The 15,779-nt window shown below is 58.7% G+C and carries 17 protein-coding genes; 7 read left to right on the top strand and 10 right to left on the bottom strand.

Annotated elements, in window-relative coordinates; genetic code table 11:
* Nucleotides 1-68 precede the first annotated feature (68 nt).
* The 3 genes from EYC82_RS11085 to EYC82_RS11075 all read right to left on the bottom strand — a co-directional run bounded on the left by EYC82_RS11085 (nt 69) and on the right by EYC82_RS11075 (nt 3,344).
* A complete protein-coding gene (locus tag EYC82_RS11085) occupies nt 69-1,319 on the bottom strand; it encodes a cytochrome P450 (protein ID WP_279249596.1) in 1,251 nt (416 codons plus the stop codon).
* A 153-nt stretch (nt 1,320-1,472) separates the two neighbouring features.
* Nucleotides 1,473-2,969, bottom strand: coding sequence for a YifB family Mg chelatase-like AAA ATPase (locus EYC82_RS11080; protein WP_279250690.1), 1,497 nt, complete (start codon nt 2,967-2,969; stop codon nt 1,473-1,475).
* 126 nt (nt 2,970-3,095) lie between these two features.
* Entirely contained in the window at nt 3,096-3,344 is a 249-nt protein-coding gene (locus EYC82_RS11075; protein WP_279249595.1) for an accessory factor UbiK family protein, read from the bottom strand.
* Nucleotides 3,345-3,655: 311 nt separating this feature from the next.
* Here EYC82_RS11075 and EYC82_RS11070 point away from each other — a divergent pair, with 311 nt between their 5' ends.
* From EYC82_RS11070 to EYC82_RS11060, 3 genes are all read left to right on the top strand, one after another.
* Nucleotides 3,656-4,390, top strand: a complete 735-nt coding sequence (locus EYC82_RS11070) for a TorF family putative porin (protein WP_279249594.1) — start codon at nt 3,656-3,658, stop codon at nt 4,388-4,390.
* A 60-nt stretch (nt 4,391-4,450) separates the two neighbouring features.
* Nucleotides 4,451-4,789: a P-II family nitrogen regulator gene (glnK, locus tag EYC82_RS11065; RefSeq protein WP_279249593.1), complete on the top strand. Its 339-nt coding sequence runs from the start codon at nt 4,451-4,453 to the stop codon at nt 4,787-4,789.
* A gap of 96 nt (nt 4,790-4,885) precedes the next feature.
* Nucleotides 4,886-6,148, top strand: coding sequence for an ammonium transporter (locus tag EYC82_RS11060; RefSeq protein ID WP_279249592.1), 1,263 nt, complete (start codon nt 4,886-4,888; stop codon nt 6,146-6,148).
* Nucleotides 6,149-6,333: 185 nt separating this feature from the next.
* Here EYC82_RS11060 and EYC82_RS11055 read toward each other — a convergent pair whose 3' ends face one another.
* From EYC82_RS11055 to lptM, 6 genes are read right to left on the bottom strand one after another with little or no spacing between them, the layout of a single operon-like run.
* Nucleotides 6,334-7,086, bottom strand: a complete 753-nt coding sequence (locus EYC82_RS11055; protein ID WP_279249591.1) for an HAD family hydrolase — start codon at nt 7,084-7,086, stop codon at nt 6,334-6,336.
* The gene (xerC, locus tag EYC82_RS11050) at nt 7,043-7,966 is read right to left on the bottom strand and encodes a tyrosine recombinase XerC (RefSeq protein WP_279249590.1); all 924 of its coding nucleotides are present in this window, start codon (nt 7,964-7,966) and stop codon (nt 7,043-7,045) included. The genes EYC82_RS11055 and xerC overlap by 44 nt, the downstream gene beginning before the upstream one ends.
* A 6-nt stretch (nt 7,967-7,972) precedes the next feature.
* Complete coding sequence (locus EYC82_RS11045; RefSeq protein ID WP_279249589.1) at nt 7,973-8,680, bottom strand: DUF484 family protein; 708 nt, start codon at nt 8,678-8,680, stop codon at nt 7,973-7,975.
* Nucleotides 8,681-8,722: 42 nt separating this feature from the next.
* Entirely contained in the window at nt 8,723-9,553 is an 831-nt protein-coding gene (gene dapF, locus EYC82_RS11040) for a diaminopimelate epimerase (RefSeq protein WP_279249588.1), read from the bottom strand.
* Between the two features lie 13 nt (nt 9,554-9,566).
* Nucleotides 9,567-10,820, bottom strand: a complete 1,254-nt coding sequence (lysA, locus tag EYC82_RS11035; protein WP_279249587.1) for a diaminopimelate decarboxylase — start codon at nt 10,818-10,820, stop codon at nt 9,567-9,569.
* Nucleotides 10,821-10,835: 15 nt separating this feature from the next.
* On the bottom strand, nt 10,836-10,994 hold the full coding sequence (lptM, locus tag EYC82_RS11030) for an LPS translocon maturation chaperone LptM (protein WP_279249586.1): 159 nt from the start codon (nt 10,992-10,994) through the stop codon (nt 10,836-10,838).
* A gap of 99 nt (nt 10,995-11,093) precedes the next feature.
* On the opposite strand from lptM, the gene cyaY reads away from it, so the two are divergent.
* Together cyaY and EYC82_RS11020 are read left to right on the top strand one after the other, a co-directional pair.
* Entirely contained in the window at nt 11,094-11,414 is a 321-nt protein-coding gene (gene cyaY / locus EYC82_RS11025) for an iron donor protein CyaY (protein WP_279249585.1), read from the top strand.
* Nucleotides 11,401-12,408: a DUF3187 family protein gene (locus EYC82_RS11020; RefSeq protein WP_279249584.1), complete on the top strand. Its 1,008-nt coding sequence runs from the start codon at nt 11,401-11,403 to the stop codon at nt 12,406-12,408. Before cyaY ends, EYC82_RS11020 begins: the two co-directional genes overlap by 14 nt.
* A 16-nt stretch (nt 12,409-12,424) precedes the next feature.
* Here EYC82_RS11020 and argH read toward each other — a convergent pair whose 3' ends face one another.
* The gene (argH, locus tag EYC82_RS11015; protein ID WP_279249583.1) at nt 12,425-13,822 is read right to left on the bottom strand and encodes an argininosuccinate lyase; all 1,398 of its coding nucleotides are present in this window, start codon (nt 13,820-13,822) and stop codon (nt 12,425-12,427) included.
* A 264-nt stretch (nt 13,823-14,086) separates the two neighbouring features.
* On the opposite strand from argH, the gene hemC reads away from it, so the two are divergent.
* Both hemC and EYC82_RS11005 read left to right on the top strand, forming a co-directional pair.
* Complete coding sequence (gene hemC, locus EYC82_RS11010; RefSeq protein ID WP_279249582.1) at nt 14,087-15,019, top strand: hydroxymethylbilane synthase; 933 nt, start codon at nt 14,087-14,089, stop codon at nt 15,017-15,019.
* Nucleotides 15,009-15,779: a uroporphyrinogen-III synthase gene (locus tag EYC82_RS11005; protein WP_279249581.1), complete on the top strand. Its 771-nt coding sequence runs from the start codon at nt 15,009-15,011 to the stop codon at nt 15,777-15,779. The genes hemC and EYC82_RS11005 overlap by 11 nt, the downstream gene beginning before the upstream one ends.

The raw sequence follows: 15,779 nt of genomic DNA, 5'->3' as shown, positions 1-15,779 counted from the left end.
ATGGTTTATTGAAGCATTCTGGTTTCAGTTGTGTGTCGCTCAATGCCTCTTTTTCTTGGTCTGTAACATCAGGCCGCTGGCACTTCCGCCTCAGGGTCGAAGGCGATGTGCATTTCCTTCATGGCATTTACGAAAAAAGAGCGCACAAACTTTGGATCAGTCTGTAGCCGGGGGTTGCGCAATCGCGGGATAATTTCCTCGAACATGATGTTGAGCTCGAGCCGCGCCAGGTGAGAGCCAATGCAAAAATGCTGGCCGATACCAAAGGAGCGCAGATGACTGTAAAGATCTGGCATACGTTCCGCGCGCGTGATGTCAAACATCATGGCGTCGTCGCCGAAGACGTGTTCGTCGTGATTGGCGGCATGATAGTGGAGGATGACCTTGTCACCCTTTTTGATGGGCTGTCCACCCAGTTCGGTATCTGCCATGGCTGTGCGTCGCATGGAGATAAACGCGGTGTTATAGCGCAGTATTTCTTCGCAGGCATTGCCAATTTTCTCCGGGTTGTCTACCAGATACTGCAATTGTGCAGGATGCTCCATCAGTAAGCGCATACCCTGTGCGATGACGGTGCGGGTGGACTCGTTGCCTCCAACGAGTATGAGGATAAACATCCAGCCAAACATCTCCTCGGGAATGGGCTCGCCGCCCAATCGTGCGTCCAGCAGCGCGCCCGTGATATTGTCCATTGGTGATCGACGGTGCGTGGCCGCGATATCCAGCGCGTAGGTAATGACCTCCATCGCGGCCAGCTGACCCTCCTCCATCGAGGTCGCCATGTCCGGATCGTCGGCAAAGATCATCGTGTTGGTCCAGTCGAAAAACTGCTTACGGTCTTGCAGTGGTACGCCGAGTAATTCAAGAATAGCGATCAAAGGCAGTTCAGCGGCAACCTCTTCCACGAATTCGCATTCGCCACGTCGGGCAACGGCATCGACGATGAGGCGAGCGTGTTCCCGAAATCTGGCGGCGTAGGATTCGACACGCTTGGGCGTGAATGCATTGCGTACGATGCGTCTCGCTTTTTGATGCTGTGGCGGGTCCATGTTGATGATCGTAAAGCGCTGCATTTCGACGATAGCGTCATCGTATTCCATCGGGAAAGCGGAGCGCTCCGCGGAGGAAAACAGCGCCGGGTTTTTCGAGACCTCGTCCATCTCAGCAATGCGAGTTACCGCCCAGTAGGGTGTGCCGCTAATAGGGTCTTCAATTTTGACAACAGGCCCGGCTTCGCGAATTTCTTTAAGCCTTGTATAGGGCATGCCCTCGGCGTAAGTATCGGGGTCCAGTAGATTGGCGAATGGGCATTGGTCCATGAAGGCGCTCCGGCACATCGACCGCGCGTTGCGGGCGAGCACGTCATTATTTACAGGGTTACGCGAGCCAGTGTGGCATGGCCTTCGGCCTGTGGTAAACCCGTGATCAGCAGTCTGGCGGGACCGGTTTGAAAATCTTGTTATTACGCCGATTTATTCAGTCTGTTGTCGGTAGGCGAGCGCCTCAGCGAGATGCGGCGCGCTAACCGTGTCCTGTTGCTCCAGATCGGCGATGGTGCGGGCGACACGGAGACTGCGGTGCAGCCCCCTTGCGGACAGATGCATACGCTGCGCTGCAGTGGACAGGTGGCGGGTTTCTTTTTTTCCGAGCTGGCAGACGCTGTGCAGGCTTGCCGAGGTGAGCCCGGCATTGGAGCAACCCTGGCGGGCCTGCTGAATCTCTCTGCAGCGTGTCACGCGAGCCTGGACTGGCGCCGAGGCTTCTGCCGATGCTGTGCGAGACAGCAGTTGACTGGGTGGCAGGCGCGGCACCGTCACGTGCAGATCAATGCGGTCCAAAAGCGGTCCCGACAGCCTCGCTCGATAGCGCTGGACTTGCTCGGGCCTGCAACGACAGGAGCGCTCAGGGTCACCGAGAAACCCGCAAGGGCATGGATTCATGGCGGCTACTAATTGAAAGCGGGCTGGATAGGTCACTCGGCGCCTGGTGCGAGTCAGGGTGATTTCACCGGATTCCATGGGCTCGCGCAGTGACTCCAGGCAGCGGCGGTTAAATTCAGGTAACTCGTCCAGAAAGAGAACGCCCCCGTGCGCCAGCGAAATCTCCCCCGGGCGAGGACTGCCGCCACCGCCGGTCAGAGAGGTGGCGGTGGCGCTGTGGTGGGGGCTGCGAAAGGGGCGCTGCAGGCGGTTCGGTGTGCCCGTGGGAAGACCCTCAATATCCCGCAGGGCCAGACCGTAGAGGACTTCTCTGCTGCGGGGAGGAGGCAATATACCGGGTAGCCTGCTAGCCAGCAGGGTTTTGCCGGTTCCGGGCGGACCGCAGAACAGCAGGTTGTGGCCCCCGGCGGCCGCGATTTCCATGGCGCGCCTCGCTGCAGTCTGGCCGACCACGTCAGCCATATCGGGGTATGCTGCGGCGGCCAGCGTATTGTCCGGGCTGGCGCTCTGCAGGGTTGCGCGGCCATTGAGGTGGGCGCACAGAGTAAGGATATCTGCTGCGGCAATAATCTTGCTGCCCGGAACCTGTGCCGCAGAGCCGGCGCTTTCCTGAGCCAGCACCAGCCGGCGCCCGCTGGTCGTGGCGGCGATAGCTGAGGCGACGCTGCCGCGGACAGCGCGAAGGCTCCCGTCGAGTGCCAGCTCCGCCAGAAATTCGTAGAGTGCCAGATCGTTGACAGGCAGTTGGCCGGATGCGGTGAGTATGCCCAGCGCGATGGCGAGGTCGAAGCGGCCGCCTTCCTTGGGCAGGTCTGCGGGGGCAAGATTTACGGTGATCCGTCGGTCAGGGAACTCGAAATGGGAGTTTATTATCGCGCTGCGCACGCGGTCCTTGCTCTCGCGCACAGCCGTTTCGGGCAGGCCTACAATGTGAAACGCGGGGAGGCCGTTGGCCAGGTGTGTCTCGACCTGCACCAGAGGGGCGTCCAGGCCGCAAAGGGCGCGACTGTACAACACCGATAATTCCATCGCCATCCTGCGCCCTGTCCATGACGTTCCTGGCAGTGTATGCGAGGCGCGCGGGTGGATGAATTGATTGGTCTGAAATGAGTGAATACAGCCGCCGTGCGGAGGTGTAGCAAAGAACCGCGGCCACTACGCCTCGCTGTTGCCCTCTTCGAGTGCTTTCGCCAGCGCCTCCAGAGTGTTTTCCAGCTCAATGACACGCTCTTGCGTGCGCTTGAGCAGCGCGCTTTGTGCATCAAATTCCTCCCGGCTGACCACGTCCAGCTTAGATAGCGCTGACTGCGCAAGGGCGCGCGCGCCCTTGTCCAGTTCGCCGCCCATCCGGGCGCTCGCCTGTTGCAGTAGATCCCAGGGGGGAGGAGGGGGTTTTGGTGCCATGTAAGTGAGCCTTTGCGCGAGACCGCATGAGAGCCCGAAGTGTAGAGCAAATCAGCGAGTCGGCACAGTGCGAAAATCCGCACGCTTATTGTGCAACGCACCGTATGAGTGCGTTTTGCGGGCGCTTCGCGGCGTACACTATTTCGGCACTAGTTAATATCTTATTGATATTCCTAAAGAATATACTAATTGGCACAGACTCTGCTTTGTTCTCTGTGACAGACCGGCAACGCGCACACACAGTGCCCGCAGCGATTACCTGACACGTTAGAGAGTCTGTTTTATGACTTTAATCCTAAGGGAGAAGAAACATGTTAAACAAGAAACTGATTACCGCAGCCGTATCCACGGCGTTGTTGTCTGGGATAGGGGCGACTGCCGCACAAGCGTTTGACGTGAGTGCGAATGTCGCATTGGTGAGCGATTACCGCTTCCGCGGCATCTCGCAAACAGGCACAGATGCGGCCGTCCAGGGTGGATTCGATGCCAGCTGGGAACCGGGCTTTTATCTGGGCACCTGGGCGTCTTCCGTCGACTTCGGCAGCGACAACGACACCGGTAGCTTCGGCACGATGGAGATTGACTACTACGCGGGCTGGTCTGGCCCGATTGGTGATACTGACTTCGGTATTGACGTAGGGTACACCTATTATCAGTACCCGGGTGACACGGTTGACCCCAAGGGCGATTATCAGGAGTTCTACATCAAGCCGTCCTGGCGTGATCTGACCATCGGTGTTACCTACTCGAATGACTATTACGCCGAGACTGGAAAGTTCTGGTACTACTCCGGAGACTATAGCCTTACCTTCGCGGAAGACTTTTCACTGGGTTTGCATGCCGGCTATAACGACTTCGATGAGAAGGATTTCTTTCCAACGGGAGAAGATTCCTACACTGATTACTCAGTGACGCTGACTTACACCTTCAAGGGTGTGGATCTTTCGGTGGCGTGGGTTGGTACCGACCTCGATACCGATGACTGCTTTAACGATGCAGATGCCTGCGACGACACCGCAGTATTCAGCATCGCCAAGAGCTTTTAATAGCAGCATTCTGCACCGAGTCGGCCAGATCTCTGGCCGACTCTCAGACTGGAGATTTTTATGAAACTGATTACGGCCATTGTTAAACCTTTCAAACTGGACGATGTGCGCGAAGCGCTCTCTGAGATAGGCGTCCAGGGCATCACCGTAACCGAAGTCAAGGGCTTTGGCCGACAGAAAGGCCATACCGAGTTGTACCGTGGGGCTGAATATGTCGTCGACTTTCTGCCCAAGGTCAAAATTGAAGTGGCTGTCGCTGACGGCGTAGTCGACCAGACTATCGAAGCCATTACGACGGCAGCCAATACCGGCAAGATCGGTGACGGCAAAGTGTTTGTCTCCGCTTTGGAGCAAGTGATCCGGATTCGTACCGGTGAGACCGGCGAAGACGCTATCTAAAGACTGAAATGTAACACCCAATAGCAACACCCTGAAAACGATCCACTAAACCACGGCTGACGCTTAAAAATCAGCCGTAACGAGAGAGCTATGCCCATGGAAAACTCAATTTTTGAACTACAGTACGCCCTGGATACCTTTTATTTCTTGGTCTGTGGCGCGCTGGTGATGTGGATGGCGGCAGGTTTCGCAATGCTCGAAGCCGGCCTGGTCCGCTCTAAAAACACGACTGAAATCCTGCTGAAAAACATCAGCCTGTATGCGGTGGCCTGCACCATGTACATGGTCTGCGGCTATTCGATTATGTACGGCGGGGGTGAAATCACCACGTTCTTGAGCGGTATCGTCGGCGATGGTGTCGCCGGGGCAGAAGAACCGGCGACCTATGCACCGTCAGCCGATTTCTTCTTCCAGGTGGTATTTGTCGCCACGGCAATGTCTATCGTTTCGGGCGCGGTGGCAGAGCGCATGAAGCTTTGGGCGTTTCTTGCCTTCGCAGTGGTCATGACCGGTTTCATTTATCCGATGGAAGGTTCCTGGACTTGGGGCGGGATGCCGGTATTCGGCCTCTACACGCTGGGTGATCTAGGTTTTTCTGACTTTGCTGGCTCTGGCATTGTGCACATGGCCGGCGCGGCCGCGGCACTGGCCGGTGTGCTGCTGCTTGGCGCGCGCAAAGGGAAATACGGTGCGGACGGGTCGGTACGTCCTATTCCAGGCGCCAACCTTCCTCTCGCAACGCTGGGCACCTTCATCCTTTGGATGGGGTGGTTCGGTTTCAACGGTGGCTCTGTGCTGGCAACGGCCAGCGTCGAGAGCGCGAATGCGGTGGCGGTCGTGTTTATGAACACCAACGCTGCTGCTGCGGGTGGTCTGATCGCCGCGTTGATTTTGGCGCGACTCATGTTCGGCAAGGCTGACCTCACCATGGCGCTGAACGGCGCCTTGGCCGGTCTGGTGGCGATCACCGCCGAGCCGTCTACGCCCACTGCTGTGCAGGCGACTCTGTTTGGCGCGGCGGGCGGTGTACTGGTCGTGTTTTCTATCGTGATGCTGGACAAGTTGAAGATTGACGATCCCGTCGGTGCCATCTCGGTCCACGGTGTGGTCGGGCTGCTGGGTTTGCTGCTGGTGCCGGTCACCAACGGTGAGAACTCATCGTTCAGCGGTCAGCTGATCGGTGCTGCTACGATCTTTGGCTGGGTGTTTTTCTCCAGCCTCATCGTGTGGGGCATTCTCAAAGCGGTCATGGGTATTCGCGTCAGCGAGCAGGAGGAATATGAGGGCGTCGATATGGCGGAATGCGGTATGGAGGCCTACCCCGAGTTCGTCGGCGCCAGCGGCAGTGGCCGTTCGTAACACACTTTGCGGGCGCATTTAACGATGCGTGTTTTGGGGGGCCTTATGGCCCCCTTTTTTTATGCTGTCGAATAAAGCCACATCCGGGTACTCACCGGGTCATAGCCCTGCGGAGAATAGCGACAGATAAGGTTGGCCGCGCCTTGCGAGGGCGCAGCGACGACCCGGCTCGGCAGCACGGGTGTTCAGGGCATGGCAGCAATGCGCGCAATCGCGGCGGGTAACGCCTGCAGTTTTTCGATCTCTTCATCGGCGCGAGTACCGCCTGGCCAGAGCTTGCCGCGTAGGTTCACCCAGACGCTGCGCATCCCGATAGCATTGGCGCCTTGCACATCGTGATCTGGATCGTCGCCGACATGAATGATTTGGTCGGCTTTGACACCGGTCTTGTCAAGCGCGGCCTGGAACATGTCCGGGTGGGGTTTGGCGCGGCCGATGTCCTCTGCCAAAAAAGCAAAGTCGAAGTATTCGGCGGCGTCGGTCTTGTAGATATCTGCGTTGCCATTGGTCAGAGCGCCCAGCGTATAGCTCCGGGCCAGTGTTTCCAGAATGGACAGAGCTTCCTCGTAAAGCACCACCTTGTGTCGCTCCGCCAGGAATACGGCGAAGGCCTCACTGGCGCCACTGCTCGCCTCCGTCTCGGAATAGTCGGCTATCAGCAGGAGTTCGTACAGTGTTTGTAGGCGCATTTGGGTGACGTTATGCACCAACTGAGGATGGCGTTTCCACACCGCTTTTTTGAATTCAAACAGGGCATCATGGTCGAATACCTCGATGGCGCCGGGTCGGTGGGTGATAAGCCACTGCCGTTGCGCCTCCTCCGCCCGTAATAGCGCCGGTTCGACATCCCACAGGGTGTTGTCGAGGTCGAACGTGATCACCGAGATAGTCAGCTCAGTCCTCCTTGCGACGTTTCGCCCTAGGATGCGCGTCGTCATAGACTTTTGCCAGATGCTGGAAGTCCAGATGGGTGTAGATCTGGGTGGTGGAGATATTCTCGTGTCCCAGCAGCTCTTGCACCGCTCGCAGGTCGCCGCTGGATTCCAGTAAGTGGCTGGCAAAGGAATGTCGCAACATGTGGGGATGCACATCCTGGTGTACCCCTGCTTTTCGGGCCAGCAGCTTCAGGCGCGCCTGAATACTGCGCGGGCTGATGCGGCGGCCACGCTTACTGGTAAACAGGGCGTCTCGATCGGGGTGGTCTGCCCCGATGGTCGGACGAACCTGCAACCACACCTTGATGGCCTCGCGAGCGACAGACCCTATCGGTATCGTGCGGGCTTTGTTGCCTTTGCCGATAACGGTCAGCAGCGTGGCGTCGATATCGTCAATGTTGATGGCGGCCAGCTCGGCGAGTCGCAAGCCAGACGAATAGAACAGCTCCGCCATGGCCTTGTCACGTCGTTCTATGACGGTGCGGGCCGGTTGCGAGAGAAACTGATTGACTTGGTCTGCGTCCATTGTTCGGGGCAGTTTGCGTGGTTTTCGCGGTGCCTGGACGCTGCCAGCTGGATTGCGTTGATGGCCGTTTTCCCGCGCCAGGTAGTTGTAGAAAGAGCGTGCTGCAGAGAGCTGGCGCTGGATGCTGGCGGGTGCCAGGCCGCGCCGGTGTAATTGGCTGGTCCATGCCCGAATGTCCGCCTCTATCAAGTTCTCTATTGGCGTGTCCCGTTGCGCGGCGAAATGCGCAAGCGAGTCGAGGTCGCGCCGATAATTACTGAGTGTGTGAGGGGATAAGCGGCGCACATCTCGCAGGTAACGGATAAAACGAGCGGTCGCTCCGTCCTCAGGCCGAACAGGTGATAGGGCGTTGGCCACGCGACCTCAGGCTTCCGCCCCGGGCAGGCGCGACATCAACTTCACCATAACATCGGCGATGTGCGTCAGGAAAAGGGTATCGACCTTGCTGTTATAGCGATTCGCATCTGCGCTGCCTACTGCAATCAGGCCCAGCTGTTCCTCGTCTTGCACCAGAGGTGCCAGAGCAGCCGAGCCCACGCTGTCGCCATCGGGAAACAGGAACATCAGCTCTTTTTCCCGCACCGTGCCGCAAACGGGTTTGTGGCCGGGGAACAGTCCGCCGATCTGTTCGTTGACGGTCTCCCGGGTTTCACTGCGCCAGCCTTTTGCGGCAGCATCATCGCTGTAGAGAATCATACTCGCGTGTTCGATTTCGAAATCCCGCGGTATTGCCTGCATAAATGTGCTGTAAAGGTTTTCCCGCGAGTCTGCGTCGAGTAGCTGCAGCAACAGGATCCGGGTCCGGTCGAACAGGACATCGTTGTGACGCGCGTTGCCGGTCAGAGTTTTCAGTTGCTGCCGCAATGCCGTATTGCGTTCGCGCAAGACGCTGGCCTGTTTCTCTACCAGTGACACAGCGCCGCCAGACCCGTGGGATATATGCAGATAGTCCAGCATATCCGGGTGACGCTGCAGGAAGTCGTCGTGATTCTTGAGGTACTCTCTTACGGCTTCATCGTTGAGTTCGAGTTCACCCTGTTGCTCGACAACGGCCTTTTTTTTGGCGGACATGTGAGTGGTTCCCCTATTATTGTGTCGCTCCCCATGGAAGCTTCAGATGTTTATGCTTCCCTCGAACACCACCGCGGTGGGCCCCGTCATGATCACGGGCTGGCCCTCTCCTCCCCACGATAGGGAAAGCTTACCCCCCGGCAGCTCAACTGTCACGGATTCGCTGAGCCAGTCCCTTGATATCCCATAGGCTACGGCCGCACAGGCACCGCTGCCACAGGCGAGTGTCTCTCCTGCGCCGCGCTCGTAGACACGCAGTCGAATGAACTCTCTAGACACCACTTCCATAAAACCAGCGTTGACACGCCGGGGGAAATCCGGATGGGACTCAATGGTAGGCCCCAGCCCTGCCACATCGGCATCGGCGGTGCTGTCTACCCGCAGCAGCGCGTGCGGATTACCCATTGATACCGCTCCAATCTCGCGCGCGTGGCCGGCTAGTTGCAACCAATAGCTGTCGGCGCGGGCGGGTGCGTTAAAGGGAATCTTGCCGGGTTCGAACTCCGGTACAGCCATCTGGACTTCCACCTCGTGGTTGGCAAGTACGCGTAGCTCGATGATACCGCTGGCCGTCTCAACACTAATGACCCGCTTGCCAGTCAGCTTCTTTTCACGCACAAAGCGTGCGAAGCAGCGCGCGCCGTTGCCGCATTGCTCGACCTCTTCGCCATCGGCGTTATAGATGCGGTAACGAAAGTCCGCATTAGCGTTTTGAGGTGGCTCCACGACCAAAACCTGGTCACAGCCAACGCCACAATGTCGGTCCGCCAGCTTGCGGATATCACGGGCGCGCAGTGAACAACTCTGGGTGACAAGGTCGATAACAACAAAGTCATTACCGATGCCGTGCATTTTAGTGAAATATAGGCGCATGGCGATGTCTCGTTCAGCTCTCCGTCAGGGTAGTTTCCCCCCGGAGAAGATCCTCCAGAGTTTCGCGCCGCCGCACCAGGTGAACTGCTGTGCCGTCCACCATGACCTCTGCTGCACGGGGCCTGCTGTTGTAATTGGAACTCATTACGAAGCCGTAGGCTCCCGCACCGAACATGGCCAGCAAGTCTCCCTGGCTGAGACTCAGCTCCCGCCCCTTGCCCAGAAAGTCGCCCGTTTCGCAGACAGGGCCCACGATGTCCCATGTGGTGAGGTGCCCGCCAGAGCGTCGCTGCACCGGTTGGATGTCCATCCAGGCTTGGTAGAGAGCCGGGCGCAGCATGTCGTTCATCGCCGCGTCGACAATGGCGAAATGATGGTCAGCGGTGGACTTGAGGTACTCTGTGCGCATTACCAGGATGCCTGCATTGGCGGCGATGGAGCGGCCCGGTTCAAACAGCAGCTTCAACGGGCGATCTCCCAGCACCCGGCGAACTTCGTCCATGTAATCAGCGACGGAGGGAGGTTGTTCATCCCGGTATGTGACACCTAACCCGCCGCCCAGGTCCAGATGCTTTATCGTGATGCCTATATCGGCCAGCCTGTCTACCAGTTCGAGCAGGCGATGCAGGGTGTCGATAAATGGTGTTATGTCGGTTAGCTGAGAGCCAATATGGCAATCAAGCCCGACAACCTCCACATGATTCATTTGCGCGGCACGCTGATAAACGGCCAGCGCTTCGTCGATGGCCAGGCCGAACTTGTTCTCTTTTAGCCCGGTTGAAATGTAGGGGTGGGTTTTGGCATCCACGTCGGGGTTCACCCTGATAGAGACGGGCGCCACACATGCTTTTTCGGCTGCGACGCAGTTAAGTGCCTCCAGCTCCCCCTCTGACTCCAGATTGAAACAGTGAATACCGAGGTCCAGTGCACGCGCCATTTCATCAGCGGTTTTGCTGACACCGGAAAAAACGACCTTGGCCGGATCCCCGCCGGCGGCGAGTACGCGCTCCAGTTCCCCGCCAGATACGATATCGAAGCCGGCCCCCAGGCGGGCCAGCACATCGAGCACTGCCAGGCTTGAATTCGCCTTGACCGCATAACAGACCAGGTGATCGGTGCCCGCAAGCGCATCGCCATAGGCAAGGAAAGACGCTTCCAGCGCGGCTCGAGAGTAGATGTAGCAGGGTGTGCCATGCTCGGCAGCGATATCGCTGACTGCCACGTCTTCAGCGTGCAGGGTTTCCCCGCGAAAGGTGAAGTAGCTCATTGTGTCGCTCCCCGTTCAAGACGTCTTGGTCAACGGGTTGGGGCTTTCGACCGCCGCAGCCCCGGGAGGCTTGGGTGTTTCCTCTTTTGGCATATAAAGCGGCCCGGTCTGCCCACATCCGGTGAGGAAGTAGATTACGACAGCGATAAGGGGGGCTGTGATTGTAAGGCGCATGGCATTAGTCCGGTGTCATATGCTGCAAATTATACCGCCCGCTAGTAAGGGGCGCTAACACCGCTTATCATTGAATAGTGCACACTTTGGCGGAATGACGTGGAAGAATCTGAATTTAATGAGGCAGTGGACAGTGTATTTGAGGCGTTGGAACTGGCGCTCGACGAGGTTGAAGAGGATCTCGACTATGTGGCTGGGGGAGGGGTGCTCACGGTCACCTTCGAGAACGGGACGCAACTGGTATTCAGCCGACAGCCCCCGACGCGCCAGCTCTGGCTTGCGGCCCGCTCCGGGGGCTTTCATTTCTGTTTTGACGAGGCGGTCGACGACTGGCGTAATACCCGCGATGGCCAGTTGTTTCGACCTTTTGTGGTGGAGCAGATGCGTGCACAGGGAGGGGTATATTTTGCGTGGCAGTAACGATTATTCCTCATTATCGCGTGCCCTGAGCTGCGGCCTGCTAGCGCTGGGAGTGTCCTGGCCGGCAGTGGCCAGCGAACCACTTTACGCTAAGAACCTGAGCCCGGTAACAGGGTTGTTTGGTCTGCCCTCCCAGCGTGATGCCCGCGCCACACCGCGAGGTGCTTTTGCCGGCGCGTTGCACGCCAGTGTAGCCAGTCATTATGTCAACGACGGCAAGGGCGATGAGTTTCTCAATCTGGACGGCGAGACCCAGCGGTTTGCACTGGAGATACGCTACGGCCTGGCAGACAGTTGGGATGTGCAGTTAGAGGTTCCCTGGGTGGATCAGAGCGGCGGTGATCTGGATCGACTGATTGATGACTGGCACGACTTGTGGGGTATGTCAGACGGCGGCCGCTCTGATGTACCGCGCGATCAGCTGGATTACCGCTATCTTTCACCACAGGGTGGCTTCAGTCTGCAGGACAGTGCATCCGGGATTGGCGATGTCAGCCTGTCTGCCAATTGGGCGTTTCACAGCGATGAAAAAGCCGCGGCCAGTCTGGTGTTGGGGTATAAGTTCGGTACAGGTGATGACGACGAATTTACTGGCAGCGGCGCGGATGATGCGTTCGTTGCACTGCGCTTTTCCGGCGACCACCTGTCGCAGCTTCCCCTCGCCTGGCACGCTCAGGTTGGTTACCTGAGAGCGGGAGAGAGTGACGTCGTAGAGGATTTGCAGCACCGTGACCTCTGGTTTGCCGGTCTTACCATGGACTGGCGAGTTGCCACGCGTTGGTCAGTGCTGGTCCAGCTGGACGCGAACCGTGCCCCGCTGGATAGCGAGATTACCGGTGTGGGCGATGACGCGGTCATGTTGACCGTGGGTACGCGTTGGCAGTTCACTCCGCACTGGTCTGCAGAGATCAGCGTTATCGAGGATATCCGGGTGGAAACTGCTCCGGATGTCACCTTTCAGGCCGGTCTGCGCTATCGCCCCAGCCGGGACTAGGCACTGATCGCGCGTCTCAGCGCGAGTCCAACCGCTTCGTCGCCCGTTTTGCCGCCGCCTTGACCTGCTCGGGTGCGGTGCCGCCGAGGTGGTTGCGCGCGGCGACCGAGCCCTCCAGCGTCAGGACGTCGAATACGTCTTCCGCTACGTTTGGACAGAAGCCTTTCAGCGTTGCGATATCAAGCTCGGGGAGGTCCAGGCCTGTTTCAATGCAGTGCGCCACGGCCGCACCGACCACCTCGTGGGCGTCCCGGAAGGGCAGCCCCCGCCGCACCAGATAGTCTGCGAGGTCTGTTGCGGTAGAAAACCCTGCGCGCGCCGCCTCTCGCATGGTCTCTTCATTAGGACGCATGGCAGGCACCAGGTCGGCGAAGGCGCGCAGGGCGTCCAACACCGTGTCCACTGTATCGAAGAGGGGCTCCTTGTCTTCCTGGTTGTCCTTGTTGTACGCCAGCGGCTGGCTCTTCATCAGCGTCAGCAGGGATACCAGGTGCCCGTTGACGCGGCCTGTTTTGCCCCGCACGACTTCTGGCACATCGGGATTTTTCTTCTGTGGCATGATTGACGATCCGGTACAGAATCGGTCGGGCAGGTCGATAAAGCCAAACTGGACCGAGGCCCACAGGATCATTTCCTCGGACATGCGCGACAGATGGGTCATCAAGAGGGCTGCAAAAGCACAGAATTCGATGGCAAAATCTCTATCCGATACGGAATCGAGAGAATTCTCCGTCGGCTTGTCAAAGCCCAGTGCGGCCGCTGTTTGCTCCCGCTTGATGGGGTAGCTGGTGCCGGCCAGTGCCGCGGCACCCAGCGGTGATTGGTTGAGGCGCGCACGGCAATCCATGAGACGTCCGTAGTCCCGCTCCAGCATCTCGTTCCAGGCCAGCAGATGGTGCCCGAAGACAACAGGCTGTGCCGTTTGCAAATGGGTAAACCCGGGCATGATCGTCTCGGTGTTGGCCGCCGCTAGCGTAATCGTGCCCCGCTGCAGGCGTGTTAACTCGCCGGCGATAGCGTCTATCGCAGAGCGCAGGTAAAGACGTATGTCCGTGGCCACCTGGTCGTTACGTGAACGCCCCGTGTGCAGTTTCTTGCCGGCGGCGCCGATCAGTTCGGTGAGTCGTGCCTCGATATTCATATGCACATCTTCCAGTTCGATAGACCACTGGAATGTGCCGTTCTCGATTTCTTTGCTTACCTGTTCGAGGCCCCCTTCTATACTCACCAGCTCCTGCTCGCTGAGTACGCCGATACTGGTCAGCATGCGGGCGTGAGCGAGGGAGCCCACGATATCCTCAGCGGCCATACGCTGGTCGTACCCCACGGAGGCCGTAAAGCGCTGAACGAAGGCGTCGGTGGCTTCGCTGAAGCGTCCACCCCACAGTTTGCTGGTATCTTTATCGTTGCTCATGGCCCGGTTTCCGGTATTTCCACCTGTGTCTGGCGCTGACCTGCCCAATTGAAGTGAGCTTATTATATCAGGTTCACGGGGTACTCCCTCCCCCAATTTCACGGTGTGGGGTGGGGGCTGCACGCCGCGCTGCTCCCGCGACGGTGGGCGCGGGTGTCCCATGGCGCGACTTCTCGCATGACAGCGAGAACCCGTTTCTCGCGCCGGTCGCTGTCGGTGTGGGTCACTGCTATCATTGGCAACCCGCACTGAAGGAAACGCCGCATGCCGCGCACGCTCACAATCGCTACCCGGGAGAGCCCTCTGGCATTGTGGCAGGCAGAATTTGTCCGCGTTGCGCTGCAAGAGGCGCACGCTGGGCTCCATGTGCAATTGCTGGGCATGACGTCTCGGGGCGACCAGCTGCTGGAATCGCCGCTGGCGAAGATCGGCGGCAAGGGGTTGTTTGTCAAGGAGCTGGAGGAAGCGCTGCTCGACGGACGTGCGGATATAGCGGTGCACTCCATGAAAGACGTGCCTATGGCCTTCCCGGCCGGCCTTCGCCTCGGTGTAATTTGCGAGCGTGAGGATCCGTCCGATGCGTTTGTGAGTCATCGCTATGCCGCGTTGACCGAGTTGCCGCAGGGCAGTGTGGTGGGTACTTCCAGTCTGCGCCGCGAGTGCCAGCTGCGACAGCGCCGCCCCGATCTCGATATCCGCTTTCTCCGCGGCAATGTGAATACGCGGTTGCGCAAGTTGGACGAAAACGAGTACGACGCCATTATTCTGGCCAGCGCCGGTCTAATTCGCCTTGGTTTTGAGCATCGCATTGCCGAACGTATTGCCCTGGATGAATCACTTCCGGCGGGCGGGCAGGGTGCGGTGGGTATTGAATGCCGGGAGGCAGACGAAACGATTACTGAATTGCTCGCCCCTTTGCATCATCAGCCTACGGCCTGGCGTGTGACGGCCGAGCGTGCCATGAATCGCCGGCTGGAAGGTGGTTGTCAGGTGCCGATTGCGGCCTATGCGGACTTCCCCAGCGGCGAAGAGCACCTCCTGCTGCAGGGATTGGTGGGGCGACCGGACGGATCGCTGGTGCTGCGTGCGCAGGGCAATGCCTCGCCGCAGGATGCCGAGGGCCTGGGAATCAGTGTCGCTGATGATCTTCTCGCACAGGGTGCGGCTGCTATTCTGGCCGACGTTTATGGCGGATGACGTGCCCTGTGTACTGGTGACGCGACCCGCAGGCGCTGCTGCGGATACATTGTGTGAAGCGCTCAAGTCGGAGGGCTATCAGGCTTACAGTCAGCCTCTGCTGACCTTGCGCGCGCTGACGGACATCCCGCCGAAGCAGCGTGGTTTTTTGCAACGGCTCGACGAGTACCAGCATGTCATCTTTGTCAGCACCAATGCCGTCAGGTTTGGTATGGAGCAGGTTGAGATGTATTGGCCCCAGCTGCCCACAGGCATGCGGTGCTACGCAGTGGGCGAGGCCACTGCCCGTTGTCTTGCAGGCTTTGGTATCGAGGCGCTTACGCCCGACCGGGAGATGAGCAGCGAAGGACTGCTGGCCATGCCTGCACTGCAGGCAGTTGATGGTCAGCGTGTACTGATAATAAAAGGGGAGGGCGGTCGCGATACTCTGCGCAGTGAACTCACCTCACGTGGCTCGAGAGTCGATGAGTTGGCCTGTTATCGGCGTGGCCCACCGGAAGTGTCCGGGGAGGTATTGCTGCGTCAGCTGAGTGACTGGGACATAGATATTATTCTGGTCAGTAGCGGAGAGGGGTTGTCCAACCTGCGGCTATTGCTTACCCGGGCGGAAACCACTAAGTTAACCGTGATAGTGCCTTCACAGCGCGTTGCGCGCATGGCCCTTGAAGCAGGTTGTCGCGAGGTGCTCGTTGCAGACAACGCATCGGATGCGGCAATGCTGCGGGCTCTGGAGGACTGGCTGCACAGTACTGGAGAGTAG

The sequence above is a fragment of the Candidatus Marimicrobium litorale genome, from assembly GCF_026262645.1.
GTDB classification, from domain to species: domain Bacteria; phylum Pseudomonadota; class Gammaproteobacteria; order Pseudomonadales; family Halieaceae; genus Marimicrobium; species Marimicrobium litorale.
The sequence above is the reverse complement of the archived record's forward strand: the minus strand, read 5'-3'. Positions and strand labels throughout refer to the sequence as shown.

Coding starts and splice junctions, on each gene's coding strand:
- EYC82_RS11080 (WP_279250690.1), bottom strand. CDS start 2,969: ATGGAATTATCGGTGTTGTACAGTCGCGCCCTTTGCGGCCTGGACGCC.
- EYC82_RS11060 (WP_279249592.1), top strand. CDS start 4,886: ATGGAAAACTCAATTTTTGAACTACAGTACGCCCTGGATACCTTTTAT.
- glnK (WP_279249593.1), top strand. CDS start 4,451: ATGAAACTGATTACGGCCATTGTTAAACCTTTCAAACTGGACGATGTG.
- dapF (WP_279249588.1), bottom strand. CDS start 9,553: ATGCGCCTATATTTCACTAAAATGCACGGCATCGGTAATGACTTTGTT.
- EYC82_RS11005 (WP_279249581.1), top strand. CDS start 15,009: ATGGCGGATGACGTGCCCTGTGTACTGGTGACGCGACCCGCAGGCGCT.
- hemC (WP_279249582.1), top strand. CDS start 14,087: ATGCCGCGCACGCTCACAATCGCTACCCGGGAGAGCCCTCTGGCATTG.
- lptM (WP_279249586.1), bottom strand. CDS start 10,994: ATGCGCCTTACAATCACAGCCCCCCTTATCGCTGTCGTAATCTACTTC.
- EYC82_RS11075 (WP_279249595.1), bottom strand. CDS start 3,344: ATGGCACCAAAACCCCCTCCTCCCCCCTGGGATCTACTGCAACAGGCG.
- EYC82_RS11085 (WP_279249596.1), bottom strand. CDS start 1,319: ATGGACCAATGCCCATTCGCCAATCTACTGGACCCCGATACTTACGCC.
- EYC82_RS11055 (WP_279249591.1), bottom strand. CDS start 7,086: ATGACGACGCGCATCCTAGGGCGAAACGTCGCAAGGAGGACTGAGCTG.
- argH (WP_279249583.1), bottom strand. CDS start 13,822: ATGAGCAACGATAAAGATACCAGCAAACTGTGGGGTGGACGCTTCAGC.
- EYC82_RS11070 (WP_279249594.1), top strand. CDS start 3,656: ATGTTAAACAAGAAACTGATTACCGCAGCCGTATCCACGGCGTTGTTG.
- EYC82_RS11045 (WP_279249589.1), bottom strand. CDS start 8,680: ATGTCCGCCAAAAAAAAGGCCGTTGTCGAGCAACAGGGTGAACTCGAA.
- lysA (WP_279249587.1), bottom strand. CDS start 10,820: ATGAGCTACTTCACCTTTCGCGGGGAAACCCTGCACGCTGAAGACGTG.